Raw genomic sequence first — 16,321 nt, 5'->3', positions numbered from 1 at the left:
CACGACCCGGTAGTGGCCAACCTTGGTTGGCCTGTTCCGCGTGTGCCAACCAAGGTTGGCACCTACCAAGCGCGGGTTCCCCAGAGCGGGTTCCCGGCCGGGCGCGGATCACGCGAACGGCAATCCTGCAGCCACGCACGCGGCGGTAATCACGCTGCAGGCGTCTTCAATCGCGGGGGTGGGCGGGGCCAGGCGTGGGCGGCGATCCAGCGTGCAGGCCAGGCCGACATCCAGCAGCGCGGCATGCGCGCCCTGCAGTTGCTGCGCGGTAGCGGCAGGCAGGAATTCCGCCACCGCCAGTGCGTCGATCAGCGAGGGCGTGTCGCGCGGCTGCAGCAGCGCGGGCTGCTGTGCGCTGCGGGCCAGTACGCCGGTCTGCAGCAGGAATTCCAGATCCACCACGCCACCGCGCCCCTGCTTCAGGTCGAAGCGGCCGGTATCGCTGCGGTCCAGTTCGCTGCGCATGCGCCCGCGCATCTTCAGCACGTCGGCATACAAAGTGTCCGCGTCGCGCACGCGGCCCAGGGTCTGTGCGCGCACCTGTTCGAAATCAGCCAGCAGGGTGGCATCGCCGGCCACGCCGCGCGCACGCACCAGCGCCTGGTGTTCCCAGGTCCATGCGCGCTCGCGCTGGTATTCGGTGTAGCTGGCCAGCGAGGACACCAGTGAGCCCTTGCCGCCATCGGGGCGCAGGCGCACGTCGATGTCGTACAGGCGGCCGGCGGCGGTGACCGCCCCCAGCAGCGCCATCACCTTCTGCGCCAGACGCGCGTACCAGCGCCCCGGTTCCAGCGGGCGCGGGCCATCGCTGGCTTCCACGCCGGCCGGGTGGTCGTGCAGGAACACCAGGTCCAGATCGGAACCGAAGCCCAGTTCCAGCCCGCCCAGGCTGCCGTAGCCGATGATGGCAAAGCGCCCGCCCGGCACCTGCCCGTGCGCGGCGTGCATGTCGGCCTCGGCCAGGGCCAGCACGGTCATCACCACCGCCTGCGCCAGCTCGGCCAGTTGCCGGGTGCTGTCCACCGCGCCCTGGCGGCCATCCAGCGTGGCCATGGCCATGCGGAAACTGAGCGCCAGGCGCGTTTCGTTCAACCAGCGCAGCTGCGATTCGGGGTCTTCCACCGGCAGCACCTGCCGGCATTCGGCCAGCATGCCGGTGAAGGCGGGCATCGGTCCGGACACGCGCACATCCAGCAGTTCGTCCAGCAGCAGCGGATAGGCGGCCAGGCGTTCGGCCAACAGCGCGCTGCGTGCCAGCACATCCACCAGCCGTGCCAGCGCGCTGGGTTGTTCGTCCAGCAGTGCCAGGTAGCTGGTGCGGCGCAGGACCGCCTGCAGCAGGCCGAGCACGCGCTTCAGCGCGGCATCGGGCTGCGGCGAACGGGTGGCGGCATGCAGCAGCGCCGGCAGCACGCGATCCAAGCGCGCACGGGCGTTGTCAGAGAGCGCCTTCACCCCGGTGCTCTGGGCGAAGTCGCGCAGCGACTGGTCGGCGCCGTTGGCGTCGAAGAAGCCGGCCTCGGCCAGCAATTCGGCATTGCTGCCCTCGGGCAGGCTGCGCCAGTAGCTGGCCAGCGCATCGGGCGCGGCCTGGCCCTGGCGCGGCGCCAGCAACGCAGCGAATTCGGTACTGACCCGCTGCTGCTGTTCGGCCAGCGCGGCGCGCAACGCGTCCCAATGCGGGTAGCCCAGGCCCGTGGCGATGCGCTGGCGGTCCAGCGGGTCGCTGGGCAGCACGTGGGTCTGGGCGTCGCGCAGCATCTGCAGACGATTTTCCAACCGCCGCAGGAACAGGTAGGCCTCGCGCAGTGCCGCGCCATCGTCCGGAGCGATCTGCCCGGCGTTCACCAGCGCCTGCAGCGCCACCAGCAGGCGACGCTCGCGCAGCACCGGCTCGCGGCCGCCGCGGATCAACTGCAGCGCCTGGCACAGGAATTCGATTTCGCGGATGCCACCGGCGCCGCGCTTGATGTCTTCATGCAGCTCGCGCCGGGCGACTTCGGCGGTGATCGCCGCCTTCATCTCGCGCAGGCCGTCCAGCGCGGTGAAATCCAGGTAACGGCGGTACACGAACGGACGCAGGCTCTGCAGCCAGGCCTCGCCGGCGGCGATATCGCCGGCCACGGTGCGCGCCTTCAGCCAGGCGTAGCGTTCCCAGTCGCGGCCTTCGCGCTGGAAATACTGGTCCATGGCAGCGAAGGACAGCGCGACGCGGCCAGCGCTGCCGAACGGGCGCAGGCGCAGGTCCACGCGGTGGCTGAAGCCATCGACCGTGGTGTCGTCCAATAGCTTGGCCAGGCGCTGGCCGAGGCGGGCGAAATATTCCTCGGCGGCGAGCGGGCGCGGGCCGTCCGATTCGCCGCCGTGCGGGTAGGCGTAGACCAGGTCGATATCGGAACTGAAGTTGAGTTCGCCGCCGCCCAGCTTGCCCAGGCCGAACACCACCAGCTGCAGCGGCTGGCCGTCGCCATCGCGCACCACGCCGTGGCGCTGGGCGAATTCCTGCTGCAGCGCCTGCAGGGCCAGGCGCAGGCAGTCTTCGGCCAGCACGGTGGCGCCGGCCAGGGTCTGCGGCACGTCGTCCAGGCCGGCCAGGTCGCGCCAGATCAGCCGGGTGGACATGGCGGTGCGCCAGCGCCGCAGCTGCGCCGGCCAGTCGCTGGGCTGCAGCGGGTCGAGCACCGGCGCCGGCACCGGCGGGCAGCCCGGCGCGGCCAGCTGGGCCAGCAGGCTGGGTTGGCGCACCAGGGTGTCCAGAGCGAAATCGCTGGCCACGGCCAGTTGCGCCAGGAACGGCAGCCGTTCAGCGGCGATGGGCTCGGGCACGGCCTGGGCCAGGCGCGCCAGGGCGCGGTCTACCAGGGGCTGCAGGGAAGCGGGCACTTCGGCGGGGGCAACGGTCATGCCCCGATTCTCGCGGGGCCGGATGTCTTTGCCAACGGCTGGCATGGCAGCGGGGTCGGATCCCTTTGCCGGCGGCAAAGGGCTCGGACCCTACCCCAACGCTCGCTCCATTGGGGTCAGAGCCTTTTGCCGTTGGCAAAAGGATCCGACCCCATCCCTGCGTATTCAGCTTGGGCGCCAGGCAATAAAAAAGCCCGCTTGCAGCGAACTGCCAGCGGGCTCTGCTCCCTCCCCCACGTCGGGATGCAGGGCCATCGTGCGGGCTGCGGACGGACAATGCACGCTGCACTGCAAAACAAAACTGCTGGGTATGGTAGCCCCGGCCCCGGAAAAGCCATTCCACGAAGGTAGAACGCCCCGTACCGGGGGGGATGGCCGATAATCGAGCTTTCCCCCCAGAAACACTGTCGTCATGTCTGTTGATCGCATCGCCAACGCGCGTCTTCGTGACCGCGTGGTCTCTGCCGAGGCCGCAGCCGCGCTGATCCAGCCCGGTGAAACCGTGGCCATGAGCGGCTTCACCGGCTCCGGTTACCCCAAGGCCGTTCCCGTGGAACTGGCCCGCCGCATCGAAGCGGTGCACGCCCAGGGCAATCCCTTCCAGATCAAGCTGATGACCGGCGCCTCCACCGCGCCGGAGCTGGATGGCGCGCTGGCCAAGGCCGATGGCATCGCCATGCGCATGCCCTTCCAGAGCGACCCGGATGCGCGCAACCGCATCAACGAGGGCAAGCTGGATTACATCGATATCCACCTGAGCCACGTGGCCCAGCACGTGTGGTTCGGTTTCTACGGCGAGATCGACACCGCGGTGATCGAAGTGTCGGCCATCCGCGAAGACGGTTCGCTGGTGCCGTCCACCTCGGTGGGCAACAACAAGACCTGGCTGGACCTGGCGAAGAAGGTGATCGTCGAGGTGAACGAGTGGCAGCCGGCCGGCGTGGATGGCATGCATGACATCTACTACGGCACCGCCCTGCCGCCGCACCGCAAGCCGATTCCGCTGGTGAACGCCAACGACCGCATCGGCGATACCGCGCTGCGCTGCGACCCGGACAAGATCGTGGCCGTGGTGCGCACCAACGGCCCGGACCGCAACAGCCCGTTCAGCCCGATCGATGCCACCAGCGAACAGATCGCCTCGCACCTGATCGAATTCCTGAAGCACGAAGTGAAGAAGGGCCGGCTGCCGCCGAACCTGCTGCCGCTGCAGTCGGGCGTGGGCAATATTCCCAACGCCGTGCTGGCGGGCCTGGCCAAGAGCGGTTTCCGCGACCTGGCCGCGTTCACCGAAGTGATCCAGGACGGCATGCTGGACCTGCTGCGCGATGGCGTGCTGAGCTATGCCTCGTGCACCGGCTTCGCGCTCAGCCCGCAGGCCAACGAAACGTTCAAGGAACACATCGATTTCTACCGCGAGCGCATCATCATGCGCACCCAGGAAATCTCCAACCATCCCGAACTGGTGCGCCGCCTGGGCTGCATCGGCATGAACGGCATGATCGAGGTGGATATTTACGGCAACGTGAATTCCACCCACGTGATGGGCACGCGCATCATGAACGGCATTGGCGGTTCGGGTGATTTCGCCCGCAATGGCTTCCTGTCGGCGTTCCTGAGCCCGTCCACGGCGAAGAACGGCAGCATTTCGGCGATCGTGCCGATGGCCAGCCACGTGGACCACACCGAGCACGACGTGTCGGTGATCGTGACCGAACAGGGCCTGGCCGACCTGCGTGGGCTGACCCCGCGCAAGCGCGCGCAGGTGCTGATCGACAACTGCGCGCACCCGGATTTCCGCCCGCAGCTGCAGGATTACTTCGACCGCGCCAGCCGCGAAAGCTACGGCAAGCACACCCCGCACCTGCTGCCCGAAGCGCTGTCGTGGCACCAGCGCTGGCTGGATACCGGCACGATGAAGGGCTGATTGCTGTCGGGGTCAGAGCCCTTTTCTGCCGAAAAGGGATCTGACCCCGATCATGGCGCGCGTCGGGGTCGGATCCCTTTCCAACGGAAAGGGCTCTGACCCCACCCCCGCATCAACCGCGCAGCGCCGCCAGCGATTCAGCCTGCAGGCGCTCGTAGATCTCGAACTCGTCATTCACCGCCACGCCCAGCGCCTGCTCGAAGGCCTCGCGGTTGGCGTGCGCGGCATAGGCGCGCTGTTCTTCGCCGCCCAGGTTCGACTGGAAGATGCCGGCGGCGCTGACCGGCAGGAAATCTTCGTAGACGATCGGGTCGGCCGTGGCCAGGCCCGCCGCCACCAGCACTTCGGCCGGTAGATCGGCCACGCGCTCCGGCGCGGCACGGCCGGCCTCGGTCAGCTGGTAACGGTAGTAGCCCAGGCCTTCCTGGCGCAGGGTGTCATGGTCGTCGGGGAAGCTGGCGAACACCGCCTGCAGGCGCTGGCCGTAGTCGCCGCCGGTGCTGCCGGCACCGCCGGCGTCGCGCGCCTGCGCCAGCAACTGGTCGTACAGCGCGCGGCCCTTCGGGGTCAGGGCCAGGCCGCGCTGTTCGATCTCGCCGAAGCGCGCGGTATGGGTGCCGGCGTCGCCGCCTTCCGCATCCGGGAAATGCACGGCCTCTTCCAGCGCCTTGAAGCTGGTCTGCCGCAGCAGGATCGGGCAGGCGCGGCGCGGCGGGCCCTCGATCACCGCCTTGGCGGCCATGCCCTGTTCGATCATCGCGCCCTGCGCCGCATCGATATCCAGCGTGCGCGGGGTCAGGTGGTTGATATGCGGGCCACGGAAGCTGACCACGTCGGCCACCAGCCGGTGCGCGTTGTGCAGGGCGTGGTAGGTGGGCAGATCCACGGTGGCATCGCCGTGCCAGCGGAAGGTTTCCAGCGCTTCGGCCACGAAGCGTTCGGCATCGGCCTGCGACAGGCCACCGTCACGCTCGGCCTGGTCGATCAGCGCCAGCGCGCCGTCGGTGAAGATGCGGCGGCGCTCGAGGATGCGTGCGGATTCGGCGCGCAGGGTTGCGTCTTCGATCAGTTCCAGCCGCAGCAGCGAGGTGAACACGCGGAACGGGTTCTGCGCCAGCGCGGCGGCAGTCAGCGGGCGGAAGGCGGTGGAATGCACCGGCACGCCGGCCACCGACAGGTCGTAGTAGCCCACCGGGTACATGCCCATGACCGCGAACAGCCGGCGCAGGGTGGCCAGTTCCTGCACGGTGCCGACGCGGATGGCGCCATGGCGCTCTTCGTCCAGGCGCGCACGTTCATCGTTGCGCTGCAGCTGCGCGGCCAGGGCCGGGTCTTCTTCCAGAACCTGCGTGTTGATGCGCTCCACCAGGTCCACCAACGCGCCGTACAACGGCACTTCGGTGCGGTACATGCGGGACATGGCCTGGGCGAACAGGCGGCGGATCAGATCAGGCGAAACGAAAGAGGCGCTCATCGGTTACTCGATCACGGGAACGGGGAACAACGCGAATCCCTATTGTCGCCGCAGCGCGCGGCCGCGGCGAGACGCACAGCAGCATGACGGATATCGGTAGCGCCGGGCCATGCCCGGCGGATTGCTCTGCTTTGGTGGGTGCGAACCTTGGTTCGCACCGATCTGGCAGGGGCCGGGGCAAAGACGTGCGAACCGAGGTTCGCACCTACCAGCCCCCCCGGCAGGCATGGCAGTAGGCGTGGACTGCTTTGGTAGGTGCGAACCTTGGTTCGCACTGATCTGGCAGCAGCCGGGGCAAAGACGTGCGAACCGAGGTTCGCACCTACCAGACCCCCGCCGGGCATGGCAGTAGGCGTGGATTGCTTTGGTGGGTGCGAACCTTGGTTCGCACTGATCTGGCAGCAGCCGGGGCAAAGACGTGCGAACCAAGGTTCGCACCTACCAGACCCCCGCCGGGCATGGCCCGGCGCTACCGGCCCAGCTGGCGCTTCAGGGTGGCATCGAGGGTGATCGGCCGGTCCCAGTGCTCGAAGCTGGCCACCACGGCGTGGCGCACGGCGCGCACGTGCAGATTGGTCGGCTTCACCGGCATGCGCTCGACCACCGCTTCCCAGCCGCCTTCCGGGTTCTGGCTGAAGGCGCGCACGCTGTCGCGGCAGGTCTGGCCGCTGGCCTTGGCCCAGAAGCAGGCGAAGTAGATATCGCCGGCCTGCCAGCCATGGGCAGTGAACAGCGCGCTGACATAGGCGCGCGGCACGTCGGCATAGCGCGAGACTTCGTCCAGGAAGGCGTCAGGGTAGCGCTCGGCGTAGTGGTTGATGTCCTGCAGCTGGGCATCCAGCCAGCCGTCGCCGCTGTTCACTTCATAGGCCGCCGAACGTTCGGCGGTCTGCTGGGCCAGCACGGTAGCCGGCACCAGCAGCAGGATCGACAGCAGCGCGCGCAGGATCAGGTTCATGCCCCGATTCTGCCGTAGCCGCTGCGCCCTGTCAGGCCGCGGTGGCCTTGGCCTCGATGGCGGCCAGCGCGGCCGGCCAGTCCCAGGCGGTATCGGCGGTGACCATGCGCGGCTCGTCCTCGGCCACGCCGTGCTCGGTTTCGTGGGCCCAGGTAACCGCGTACGGGGTATGGATGCCCCAGCCACCCAGGGTGACCACCGGCTCGATATCCGAACGCAGCGAGTTGCCGACCATCACGAACTGCGAGATCGGCAGTTCGAACTCGGCCAGCACGCGGGCGTAGGTCTGCGGGTCCTTCTCGGACACGATCTCGATGCGCGGGAACAGGTCGTGCAGGCGCGCAACATCGATCTTCGCTTCCTGGTGGAACAGATCGCCCTTGGTGATCAGCACCACCGGGTAGTCTTCGGCGATGGCCGCCACCGATTCGCGCACACCGTCGATCAGCTCAACCGGGTGGCGCAGGGTGTCATGCCCGATGTCCAGGATGCGCTGGATGTCCTTGGCTTCGATGCGCTGGCCGGTGATGTCGATGGCCGCTTCGATCATCGACAGGGCCATGCCCTTCACCCCGTAGCCGAACACGCCCAGATTGCGCTGCTGTACTTCCAACAGGTGGCGCGCGGTGCGGGTGTCGTGCACGTCGATGTAGCGCGACAGCAGGTCCAGATAATCCTGCTCGGCCTTGCGGTAGTAGTCCTCGCTCTTCCACAGCGTATCGTCACCGTCAAAACCGACCAGGCCGATGGCGCGCGACGGCGCGGGCATGGAGGTGTTCATCGCACAAGGATACAGGCCCCCGGCACGCAGCAAAAACCCAGGCGGCCGAAGCCGCCCGGGTCCCCATGCACCGGTTGTCCCGACGGTGTTGGATCAGCGGCCCGGCGCGGCGTTGCCACCGGCCGCGGCGCCCTGCTGGGCCGCCACGTAGGCCTTGTACTCATCGGGGCTCAGTTCCCCGTCCTTGTTGGCGTCGGCCTGGTCGAACACCTGGGCCAGGCCCGCGTTCACCTGCGCCTCGGCCTTGCTGATGGTGCCGTTGCCATCGGTATCGATGCTGGCCCAGGTCTGGCCGCCGCCACCGCCACCGCTGGCCTGCGCCGACGCTGCGGCCGCCGCGTTGCTGGCCTGGTCAGCGGCCTGGCCGGCCTGTGCCGCCGACTGCTGGGCCTGCGCGGCCTGGTTCTGTGCCTGCGCGGCCTGCTGCTGGGCGGACTGCGCCATGGCCGGGAGGGTGAGCAGGCTGCCAGCAGCAACGACCAGGGCGATCAGGGGCTTACGGTTGCGAATCGTCATAGGGGATGTCTCCTTTGGGTGGTGTTGCGCGGCCTGTTGTTTCCGCACGGCACCTACCCTGCCACCCCGTTTCTGAATCGATTTTGCGCCACGACCGGTGCCACCACGCGGCATTAACCACTCGGCCACGCGCATGCTTTAGCGCAGTGGTTAGCGCCAAGTGAGCGGCTCATAAGACGCGCATTCAGCGCGCGCGGATTTAACCTGCAGGCAACGAAAAACCTGCGTCAGTCGACGTTCTGCGCGGATGACCGCGAACTGAACACGATCCATCCCAGCGCCACACCGGCGAGCGCGCCGGCGATTTCCAGCACCACCCGGCTGCCCAGTTCATTGGGATCGTGGATGGTGGACAGGAAGATGCGCGCATACAGCGGCGACTCCAGCCGCACGATGCCCATGTAGAACAGCTTCCAGATATCGATGCCGGCGCCGATGATCACCGCCAGCACGCACGCAGCACCGATGGCCTGGTTCACCGAACCGCCCAGGCCACGCACCACGCGCAGCATCAGCAGGTACATCAGCAGGCCGACCAGCAGGGCGATGCCGCCGGCTTCCAGGGTGCCAAGCAGGCCGAAGTGCAGCGGAAGGTTCATGCGGGCGCGCGTGCGGGGAGAGGCGGCCAGTGTAGATCCACGCCATGCGTGGATGAAATCCTGGGCGGCCATCGAACACCATCCACGCGTGGCGTGGATCTACTGCACGGGGCTGTTGGTAGGTGTCGACCTTGGTCGACACGGTAGATCCACGCCATGCGTGGATGAAATCCTGGACGGCCATCGAACACCATCCACGCGTGGCGTGGATCTACTGCACGGGGACGTCGTAGGCGGTGCCGGGGTCCGGTTCGGGCTGCAGGGTGTAATGCCACCATTCCTGCGGGTAGTTGGCGAACCCGCGCCGGGCCATGGCCTGCAGCAGCTGCTGGCGGTTGCCGCGCTGCGCCGGGGTCAGCCCCGGTGTTTCGGTGTGCGCGCGCACGCCGAAGAAATCGAAATCGGTGCCCATGTCCATCACCACGCACGTGCCCGTGCGGCAATCCAGCAGGCCCAGGTCGACGGTGGCGCCACGGCTGTGGCCCGAACGTTCGGCGATGTAGCCGTCGGCCAGCAGCTGCGGCTTGTCCAGGTCTGGGTACTGCACGGCCTTGCGCGATTGCTCACGCGGATCGTGCACCCAGGCCATGAACGCCTGTACCGCGCGCACGGGCCGGTAGCAGTCGTATACGCGCAGGCCATAGCCGGCGCTGCGCAGGTCGGCTTCCACCTGGGCCAGCGCCTGCGCCACCGGTGCCAGCAGATAGCAGGCCGGCGCCTGGTAGCCCGGCACGGGGGCGCCGGTGAAGTTGTTGGCGCCGGCGTAACGGATGTCGAGCTGGATCTGCGGCGACACGGTGCGGATCTCGACCAGCCCGGCCGCCGCAGCATCAGTGGCTGGGGAAACTCGTGGTGGCTCAGCGGCGCGGGACGTAACCACCGCTGTCAGCGCAATCGCCAGTGCGAGTGAAGTGCAGATCCTGGAAGTCATAGCTGAAGTCGATCTCGGGGTCGATGGCACGCAGGTCCAGCGTTGGCGGCGCGCCGTCGCCCGGCTGCAGCCATGCCTGTGCCTGCTCACCCAGCGTATCCCAGTGCAGCAGCCAGCGCCCCTGCACCTGCTGCACGCTGGCCTGTAGCTTCGGTGATTTTTCCACGGCAAAGCGCAGCCCCTTCGGCCCGGGGCACAGCGATGCGGCACCCAGCCAGGGATCACGATAGCGGCCCTGCCAGCGCGTCAGGTCGTCAGACGTAGCCGCGGGCGCCCCTGCGGTGGAGGGCAGCCCGCCAGCGCTGGCCGCACGCACCGCGCGATCGGCGGCCAGTTCGGCCAGATAGCTCATGGCAGAGGCGGCCTGCTCGGGCGCGGTGTAGCCCTTCAACATCGACTGCATCAGCGCGGTGCGTGCATCCTCGCCTTCGCCATTGATCAGCATCACCACGCCCACCTTGCGGTCGGGCAGCAGCGCCAGCGAGGAGTACATGCCCGACAGCGTGCCGGTGTGCGCCACCTTCCACTGCCCGTCCATGTCTGACACCCGCCAGCCATAGCCATAACCGTAGAAGTGCGCGTTGTCCCAACGGCGCTGGCGCTCGCCCAGCGGCATGGGCATGTGCAGGGTCCACAATGTGCGCCGCTGCTCGCTGCCCAGCCAATCGGGCACCAGCGCAGGGTCCAGCAGCACCTGCATCCAGCGCGTCATGTCGGCCAGCGAACAGCGGATGCCACCGGCGGCCATCGATGTCAGATCAGGGCTGTGCGCACCATCGGCGTTGACCACCGCCGGTTGCCCATCGCGAACGGTATGTGGCTGCGCCACGTTGCCCACGCGCTTCACCGACCACGCACCCACCTGGCAGCGCCGCATGCCCAGCGGCTGGAACACCTGTTCGCGCAGCAGCTGGTCATAGGGCTTGCCGCCGGCGGCGGCGGCCACTTCGCCAGCCACCACATACATCAGGTTGTCGTAGGCATAGCCACTGCGGAAGCTGCTGACCGGCTTCAGGTGGGCCAGCCCGGCGATGATGTCGGCGCGGGTGTAGGTATTGGGCTCGGGCCACAGCATCAGATCGCCAGCGCCCAAACCAAGGCCGCTGTTGTGGATCAGCAGGTCGCGCACCTGCATGTGCTCGCCCACCCAGGCGTCATGCATGCGGAAGGCGGGCAGGTACCTGCGCACCGGGTCATCCCAGCGCAGTTTTCCCTGCTCCACCAGGCGGGCCAGCAGGGCGGCGGTCATGGCCTTGCTGTTGGACGCGATCTTGAACAGCGTGTCTTCGTCGATGCGTCCGCCATCGCCGCGTGCGCCCTGGACGTAGCGGTAGGCCACGCGGCCGTCTTCCACCACGGCCAGGGCGATGCCTGGCAGGTGCTCGTGCTGGACCACGGCGGCTACGTCGGCATCGATGTTTGCGGTGCTGGTGGCCTGTGCGTGGACTGCCGGTGCCAGTGCCAGCAGGGCGATGCCGGCGCAACGCCGGCAACGGCCCCGCACGCGGTGTCGCGCACCCTGCGAAGCGCAGTCGAGCAAGCTCGACGCTACCGGGCGCGCGCCGGCGGCGCGACTCAGAAGTTCCACGTCACCACCAGCTGGGTGTAGCGCGGGGCCTGCCAGCGCGTGCCCGTGCCGAAGGTGGCTTCGCGGTACACGCCCGGCTGCGCTTCGTAGCGCTGGTGCACGTTGATGGTTTCCTGGTTATTGAACAGGTTGTACACCGACAGCCGCGCGCTCAGGTCGATGCCCTCCACCGGCAAGCGCCAGGTCACGTTGGCACCCAAGGTCCAGGTCCACGGCAGGCGACCGAACGCACCGCGCGGGCTGTACTCGAACTGGCGCTGGTCATACGGGCCGGAACAGTTGGCCACGCACAGCCAGCCGGTGCCGCCGCCGCTGCCCTCGCTGGAGGTACTGCCGCCGGCGATGCTGTCGTTGGGCCACATCACGCCATAGGCGGTGATCGGGCCACCGGACTGCACCTGCAACGTGGTGCCGAACGACCACTGCTTGTTCAGCGCATACGCCGCGCGCAGCTTGAACTGGTGGCGGAAATCGTTGAACAGCACGCCATAGCGTTCGTTGGTGGCCGGGTGGTCCCAGAACTGCACCATGCCGGTGTCGCCGTAGTTGGTGTCCGAGTTCACCGGGCCTTCGAAGTTGCCTTCGCTCTTGGACCACAGGTAGGAGGCGTTGAACAGCCACTTCTCGTCCCAGGCGCGGTCGATCTGGAATTCCAGCCCCTTGTAGGTGCGCTTGGGCTTGGAATATCCGATCACTTCGCCGCTGCCGCCCTTGCGGTAGCCGCTGTTGGCGGTATCGATGGTGATCCAGCCTTCCTGCGCGCAGCCGATGCTGGAATCGCCCCAGATCGTCAGCGATTCGCCGGGGTTGGCGATCGGCCACAGGGTGCTGGGGGTCGGCCCGCACGGGGTGTAGTTGATGCGGATGTCATCCAGTGCGCGGGTCATGCGCCGGTAGGTGGCATTCACGCCCCACGACCAGGCCTGGTTGATCATGCTCTGGAAGCCCAGGATGTACTCGTCCTGGTAGACCGCCTTCAGGTCCTTGTCCACGCTCTGCCGCAGGTCGGCGCCGCCAGTGTTCATGCGCGTATCGGTCGGGCCGATCTGCTGGCCGATGATCGGCGCCATGTACGCCGAGCCGGTGGGCGAGGTCTGCTGCTGCCAGCCTTCCAGCACGTAGTAGCTGTATTCGTCGGTCAGGCCGCCGGCGAAGTTGACGTTGATGTTGTTGGTGACCGGCAGGTAGTAGCGGCCGGCGTTGCCGAACAGCTTGGTGCTGCCATCACCGCGCATGTCCCACGAGAAACCCACGCGCGGCGCCACCAGGTCGTCCATCTTGATGAAGGCGTTCCCCTGCGCGGTACGGTTCTCGAAGCGGTCCCAGCGCACGCCCAGGTTCAGCATCAGGTTCGGGGTGACGTTCCAGATGTCTTCCAGGTAGAAGGCGTTCGCTTCGGTTTCGAACTTGCCACCGGACTGGCGGTTGCGTGCGCGCAGCATCTCGGTCACGCCGGCCGGCACGTAGGCGTTGGCACCATCCCACACTTCATCGCCGGGGCGCGCCACGTAGGCGGTATAGCTCAGCGCAGTGGGGCCGGGGTAGCGGGTGGACTGTTCGGTGGTCATCAGTTCGCGGTCCACGCCGAAGCGCAGCAGGTGGTCGCCCAGTTGCCACTCGAAATCCAGGCGCGCCACATCGCGGGTGTCATCACGCTCGGCCACCGCGGTACCGGTGGGATGGCAGCCGGCGCGCAGGCCCTGCAGCTTGTACAGGCGCGTGCCGTAGGTGCTGTCGGTGAACACCGGGCTGCAGGCCTGGTCCAGCGACGAATTGGTGAACGCACGCTGGTTGTTCTGGCCCACCATGGCGCGGGCGGTGAAGTTCTGGCCAAAGTGGCCGGTATAGGTGGCCGACCAGTTCTTGCCGCCGGTCTCGGTTACCGAATCGCCGCCCCAGGCGCCGATCTCGTCCTCGTCCCAGTCATAGCCATAGGACGCGTTGGTCACATCGCCTTCGTCGGAAAACGCCAGCAGGGCCAGGCTGTGGTTGTCGTTGATGTTCCAGTCCAGCTTGGCGCCCCAGAAGCCGTTGCCGGAATCATTCTTGAACCAGGTACTGCCATCGGACGAGGTGTTGTGGCCCTTGTCGCTGCGGTCTTCGTACATGGCAAACAGGAACAGCTTGTCCTTGATGATCGGGCCCGAGCCCCAGACGTTGGTCTTCAGGAACGAGTTGTTGTCACGGCTGCCATAGGAATGCGCACTGCCATCGCGGTGGAAGTGGTCGCCCGCGCTGGAACGCCAGGCGCTGGGTTCGGCGGTCACTTCCACGCCGCCCTTGAATTCGTTGCTGCCCGAGCGGGTGACCGCATTGATGACACCGCCGGTGGAACGGCCGAACTCCACCGAATAGCCGCCGGTCTTGACCTGGAATTCGTTGAAGAACGCGAACGGCGCGGTGCTGAAGCCGCGCCGGGTGTACATGTCAGTCACGTTCAGGCCGTTGATGAACACCGCGTTTTCAGCCACCGACGAACCGGCGAAGGACAGCCCACCGAACGAGGAATTGCCGCCCACCACGCCCGGCGCCATCAGCGCCACCGCCGACAAGTCCTGCGCCACCGGCAGGCGCGAGATCTCCTGGCGGTTGATGTTGAACGAGGTTTCGGTGGAATAGACATCCACGCGGTTGACCACGCGCGTGCCGCGCACCTGCAGGGCATCCAGGTTGGTCACGCCGCCACCGCTGGCCAGGTTCACCGTGGTGGTGCCGCCCACCGCCACGCTCACCGCCACCTGCTCGCCCAGGGTCTGCCCATCGCGGCTCAGCTGCAGCTGGTAGTCGCCCACCGGCAGCTGGCCCAGGCGGTAGCTGCCATCGGCGCCCACCGTCACCGTGCGGGTCAGGCCGGTGCTGCTGCTGACCACGGTGATCTGGTCACCGGCGCTGGCCCGGCCGGCCACCGCGCCGGTCACGTTCTGTGCGAATGCAATGCCCGGCGCGATCACGCCCAGACACGCGCCCAGGGCGACGCTCAACGCCGCCCGCTTGATGCTGTAAGCCTTCATCCCCTGCTCTCTCCTGCAAGAATTGAATGGTGTGGAATGGATCTAGCGGATGTCGCGCTGGGGTTGCCTGGCGGGCAGTACCTGCCACTGGAGGTCATAGCTCCACTGGTCGAAGTACAGGTTGCCGCCTGCCCACTCGGCCTCGCCGCGCTGCGAGTCGACCGTTTCCGAGCGGTAATGCTGTTTGGCCGGCACCAGGGGCTGGCCGAAATCATCGTTGAAGGCGATGCGGTAGCCGTCCAGGCCACCCAGGTAGAAGTCGCGCAGCGCAGGCACATCGCTGGCCAGCGCGCCGGTGGTCACGTCCATGGGCAGCCAGCCATACGGCGCCAGGTAGACCTGCCCCCAGTCGTGCAGGTTGTTGTAGCCGCTGCCATCGTCTGAAAACACCATGCCCGACTGCCAGCGCGCGGGAATGCCGTTCATGCGCAGCAGGGCGATCAGCAGCAGCGTCTGCTGGCCGCAGTCGGCATGGCCGGCGCGCAGCGCGTAGTCGCTGATGTTGCTGACCGTGGAATACTCACGCGCACCGGCCCAGGGAATGCGATCGACCGCGGCGAACAGCCTGCGTACCACTTCATACGGCCGCGTTTCGTCCTGCAGCACCTGGTCGGAGAACAGCTTCAGCGCCGGGGTGAACTGCACATGCGGCACCTGCTCGGCCAGGTACGGCTGCAACGCGGGGTCGGCAGGCGTGGCCTGCACGCGCGCCGGATCGATGGCCGTATGCCGCGCGAAGATCGTCAGCGCATAGCGGATCTCGAAGCGGGTGGGTTGCCCGGCCACGGCTTTGGCTTCCATGTACGCCGTGCGCTGCAGGGTGCCGGCCGGCGCCACCTGCGCGTTGCTTGGCGTGCTGCCCAGCCACTGCAGCTGTTCCTGCTGGCCGGCAATCTCGCGCGGGTATGGAATCCACGCGCGCACGGTTTCGCCGGCCGGTACCGCATCGGCTTTCACCGTCAGCGATTGGGTGAACTCGATGCGTTGCGGCAGCACCGCGGCGATGCCGGTGCGCGCGGCCGCGGCCAGTACTTGCTGGTGATGCGCGTTCAGCACTTCATTGGGGCCGGGCGCTGGCAGCGGCGCATCGGCACGGCGGCGCGCACGCGCTTCATCACTGAGCAGGAACAGGTTCGACGGCGCGCGCTTGAAGTACCAGCGGGTGCCGTCGATATCCAGGTGTTCAATCAGCCCGCGCTGGTCCCAGCGCGCGAATTCTTCGTCGGTCAGGTCGGGAATCCAACGGCGCACGGCCGCCTGTGCGGCGGCGCGGTCCAGGCTGAAATCCAGACGGATGCGGCGCATGCGCTCGTCCTGGAACTGCAGTTCGGCGGTGCCGTGCGCTTGTGCGATCAACGCCTGCGCCTGCGCGAAGTGGCCGGCGTCGACGGCATCGATCACCTGCAACAGGCGCACGCCAGACGACGGTGCCGCCGCAGCCGCGCACGCCCACAGCAGCAGCGCGGCACCCAGGCCGGCGGCAACAGGCAGACGCGGTTTGCGAACGACGGATTCCACAGCGACACTTCCCCAGCGCGGGTGGTAACGGCTGTGTAACACGGGCGGCAGGGGTGGTCAATAATTTATTCTTGCTTTCGCCGCCGAAAGGAATAAATATTCCTAACAGGCATT

At 67.5% G+C, this 16,321-nt stretch carries 11 protein-coding genes; 1 reads left to right on the top strand and 10 read right to left on the bottom strand.

Annotated features, from left to right (window positions below):
• Positions 1–108: 108 nt before the first annotated feature.
• Complete coding sequence (gene glnE / locus C1931_RS02015; RefSeq protein ID WP_108755221.1) at positions 109–2,904, bottom strand: bifunctional [glutamate--ammonia ligase]-adenylyl-L-tyrosine phosphorylase/[glutamate--ammonia-ligase] adenylyltransferase; 2,796 nt, start codon at positions 2,902–2,904, stop codon at positions 109–111.
• Positions 2,905–3,316: 412 nt separating this feature from the next.
• Here glnE and C1931_RS02010 point away from each other — a divergent pair, with 412 nt between their 5' ends.
• Positions 3,317–4,831 (top strand): acetyl-CoA hydrolase/transferase family protein, encoded by a 1,515-nt coding sequence (locus C1931_RS02010; RefSeq protein ID WP_108755220.1) that lies wholly within the window; start codon positions 3,317–3,319, stop codon positions 4,829–4,831.
• Between the two features lie 112 nt (positions 4,832–4,943).
• Here the strand turns inward: C1931_RS02010 and C1931_RS02005 are convergent, their stop codons facing one another.
• The 9 genes from C1931_RS02005 to C1931_RS01965 form a co-directional block, all read right to left on the bottom strand.
• Entirely contained in the window at positions 4,944–6,305 is a 1,362-nt protein-coding gene (locus tag C1931_RS02005) for a VOC family protein (protein WP_108755219.1), read from the bottom strand.
• Between the two features lie 469 nt (positions 6,306–6,774).
• The gene (locus C1931_RS02000) at positions 6,775–7,263 is read right to left on the bottom strand and encodes a hypothetical protein (RefSeq protein ID WP_108755218.1); all 489 of its coding nucleotides are present in this window, start codon (positions 7,261–7,263) and stop codon (positions 6,775–6,777) included.
• A gap of 31 nt (positions 7,264–7,294) precedes the next feature.
• Positions 7,295–8,044 carry an HAD family hydrolase gene (locus C1931_RS01995; RefSeq protein WP_108755217.1) on the bottom strand — a complete coding sequence of 250 codons (750 nt, stop codon included), beginning with the start codon at positions 8,042–8,044 and terminating at the stop codon, positions 7,295–7,297.
• A gap of 93 nt (positions 8,045–8,137) precedes the next feature.
• Positions 8,138–8,560, bottom strand: coding sequence for an EF-hand domain-containing protein (locus C1931_RS01990; protein ID WP_108748269.1), 423 nt, complete (start codon positions 8,558–8,560; stop codon positions 8,138–8,140).
• Between the two features lie 227 nt (positions 8,561–8,787).
• Positions 8,788–9,159, bottom strand: a complete 372-nt coding sequence (locus C1931_RS01985) for a hypothetical protein (protein ID WP_108751963.1) — start codon at positions 9,157–9,159, stop codon at positions 8,788–8,790.
• A 211-nt stretch (positions 9,160–9,370) separates the two neighbouring features.
• On the bottom strand, positions 9,371–10,090 hold the full coding sequence (locus C1931_RS01980; RefSeq protein WP_108755216.1) for a M15 family metallopeptidase: 720 nt from the start codon (positions 10,088–10,090) through the stop codon (positions 9,371–9,373).
• Positions 10,017–11,564, bottom strand: coding sequence for a serine hydrolase domain-containing protein (locus C1931_RS01975; protein ID WP_108757618.1), 1,548 nt, complete (start codon positions 11,562–11,564; stop codon positions 10,017–10,019). Before C1931_RS01975 ends, C1931_RS01980 begins: the two co-directional genes overlap by 74 nt.
• A gap of 101 nt (positions 11,565–11,665) precedes the next feature.
• Entirely contained in the window at positions 11,666–14,689 is a 3,024-nt protein-coding gene (locus C1931_RS01970) for a TonB-dependent receptor (protein WP_108755215.1), read from the bottom strand.
• Between the two features lie 42 nt (positions 14,690–14,731).
• A complete protein-coding gene (locus C1931_RS01965) occupies positions 14,732–16,207 on the bottom strand; it encodes a transglutaminase-like domain-containing protein (protein WP_108755214.1) in 1,476 nt (491 codons plus the stop codon).
• Positions 16,208–16,321 lie beyond the last annotated feature (114 nt).

This window comes from Stenotrophomonas sp. YAU14A_MKIMI4_1, assembly GCF_003086855.1.
GTDB lineage: Bacteria > Pseudomonadota > Gammaproteobacteria > Xanthomonadales > Xanthomonadaceae > Stenotrophomonas.
This window is presented reverse-complemented; position numbering and strand designations above follow the sequence as displayed.

Excerpts from the sequence above, each read along its gene's own strand:
- C1931_RS01990 (WP_108748269.1), bottom strand. The coding sequence starts at position 8,560 with ATGACGATTCGCAACCGTAAGCCCCTGATCGCCCTGGTCGTTGCTGCT.
- C1931_RS02005 (WP_108755219.1), bottom strand. The coding sequence starts at position 6,305 with ATGAGCGCCTCTTTCGTTTCGCCTGATCTGATCCGCCGCCTGTTCGCC.
- C1931_RS01980 (WP_108755216.1), bottom strand. The coding sequence starts at position 10,090 with ATGACTTCCAGGATCTGCACTTCACTCGCACTGGCGATTGCGCTGACA.
- C1931_RS02010 (WP_108755220.1), top strand. The coding sequence starts at position 3,317 with ATGTCTGTTGATCGCATCGCCAACGCGCGTCTTCGTGACCGCGTGGTC.
- C1931_RS01985 (WP_108751963.1), bottom strand. The coding sequence starts at position 9,159 with ATGAACCTTCCGCTGCACTTCGGCCTGCTTGGCACCCTGGAAGCCGGC.
- C1931_RS02000 (WP_108755218.1), bottom strand. The coding sequence starts at position 7,263 with ATGAACCTGATCCTGCGCGCGCTGCTGTCGATCCTGCTGCTGGTGCCG.
- C1931_RS01970 (WP_108755215.1), bottom strand. The coding sequence starts at position 14,689 with ATGAAGGCTTACAGCATCAAGCGGGCGGCGTTGAGCGTCGCCCTGGGC.
- C1931_RS01995 (WP_108755217.1), bottom strand. The coding sequence starts at position 8,044 with ATGAACACCTCCATGCCCGCGCCGTCGCGCGCCATCGGCCTGGTCGGT.
- glnE (WP_108755221.1), bottom strand. The coding sequence starts at position 2,904 with ATGACCGTTGCCCCCGCCGAAGTGCCCGCTTCCCTGCAGCCCCTGGTA.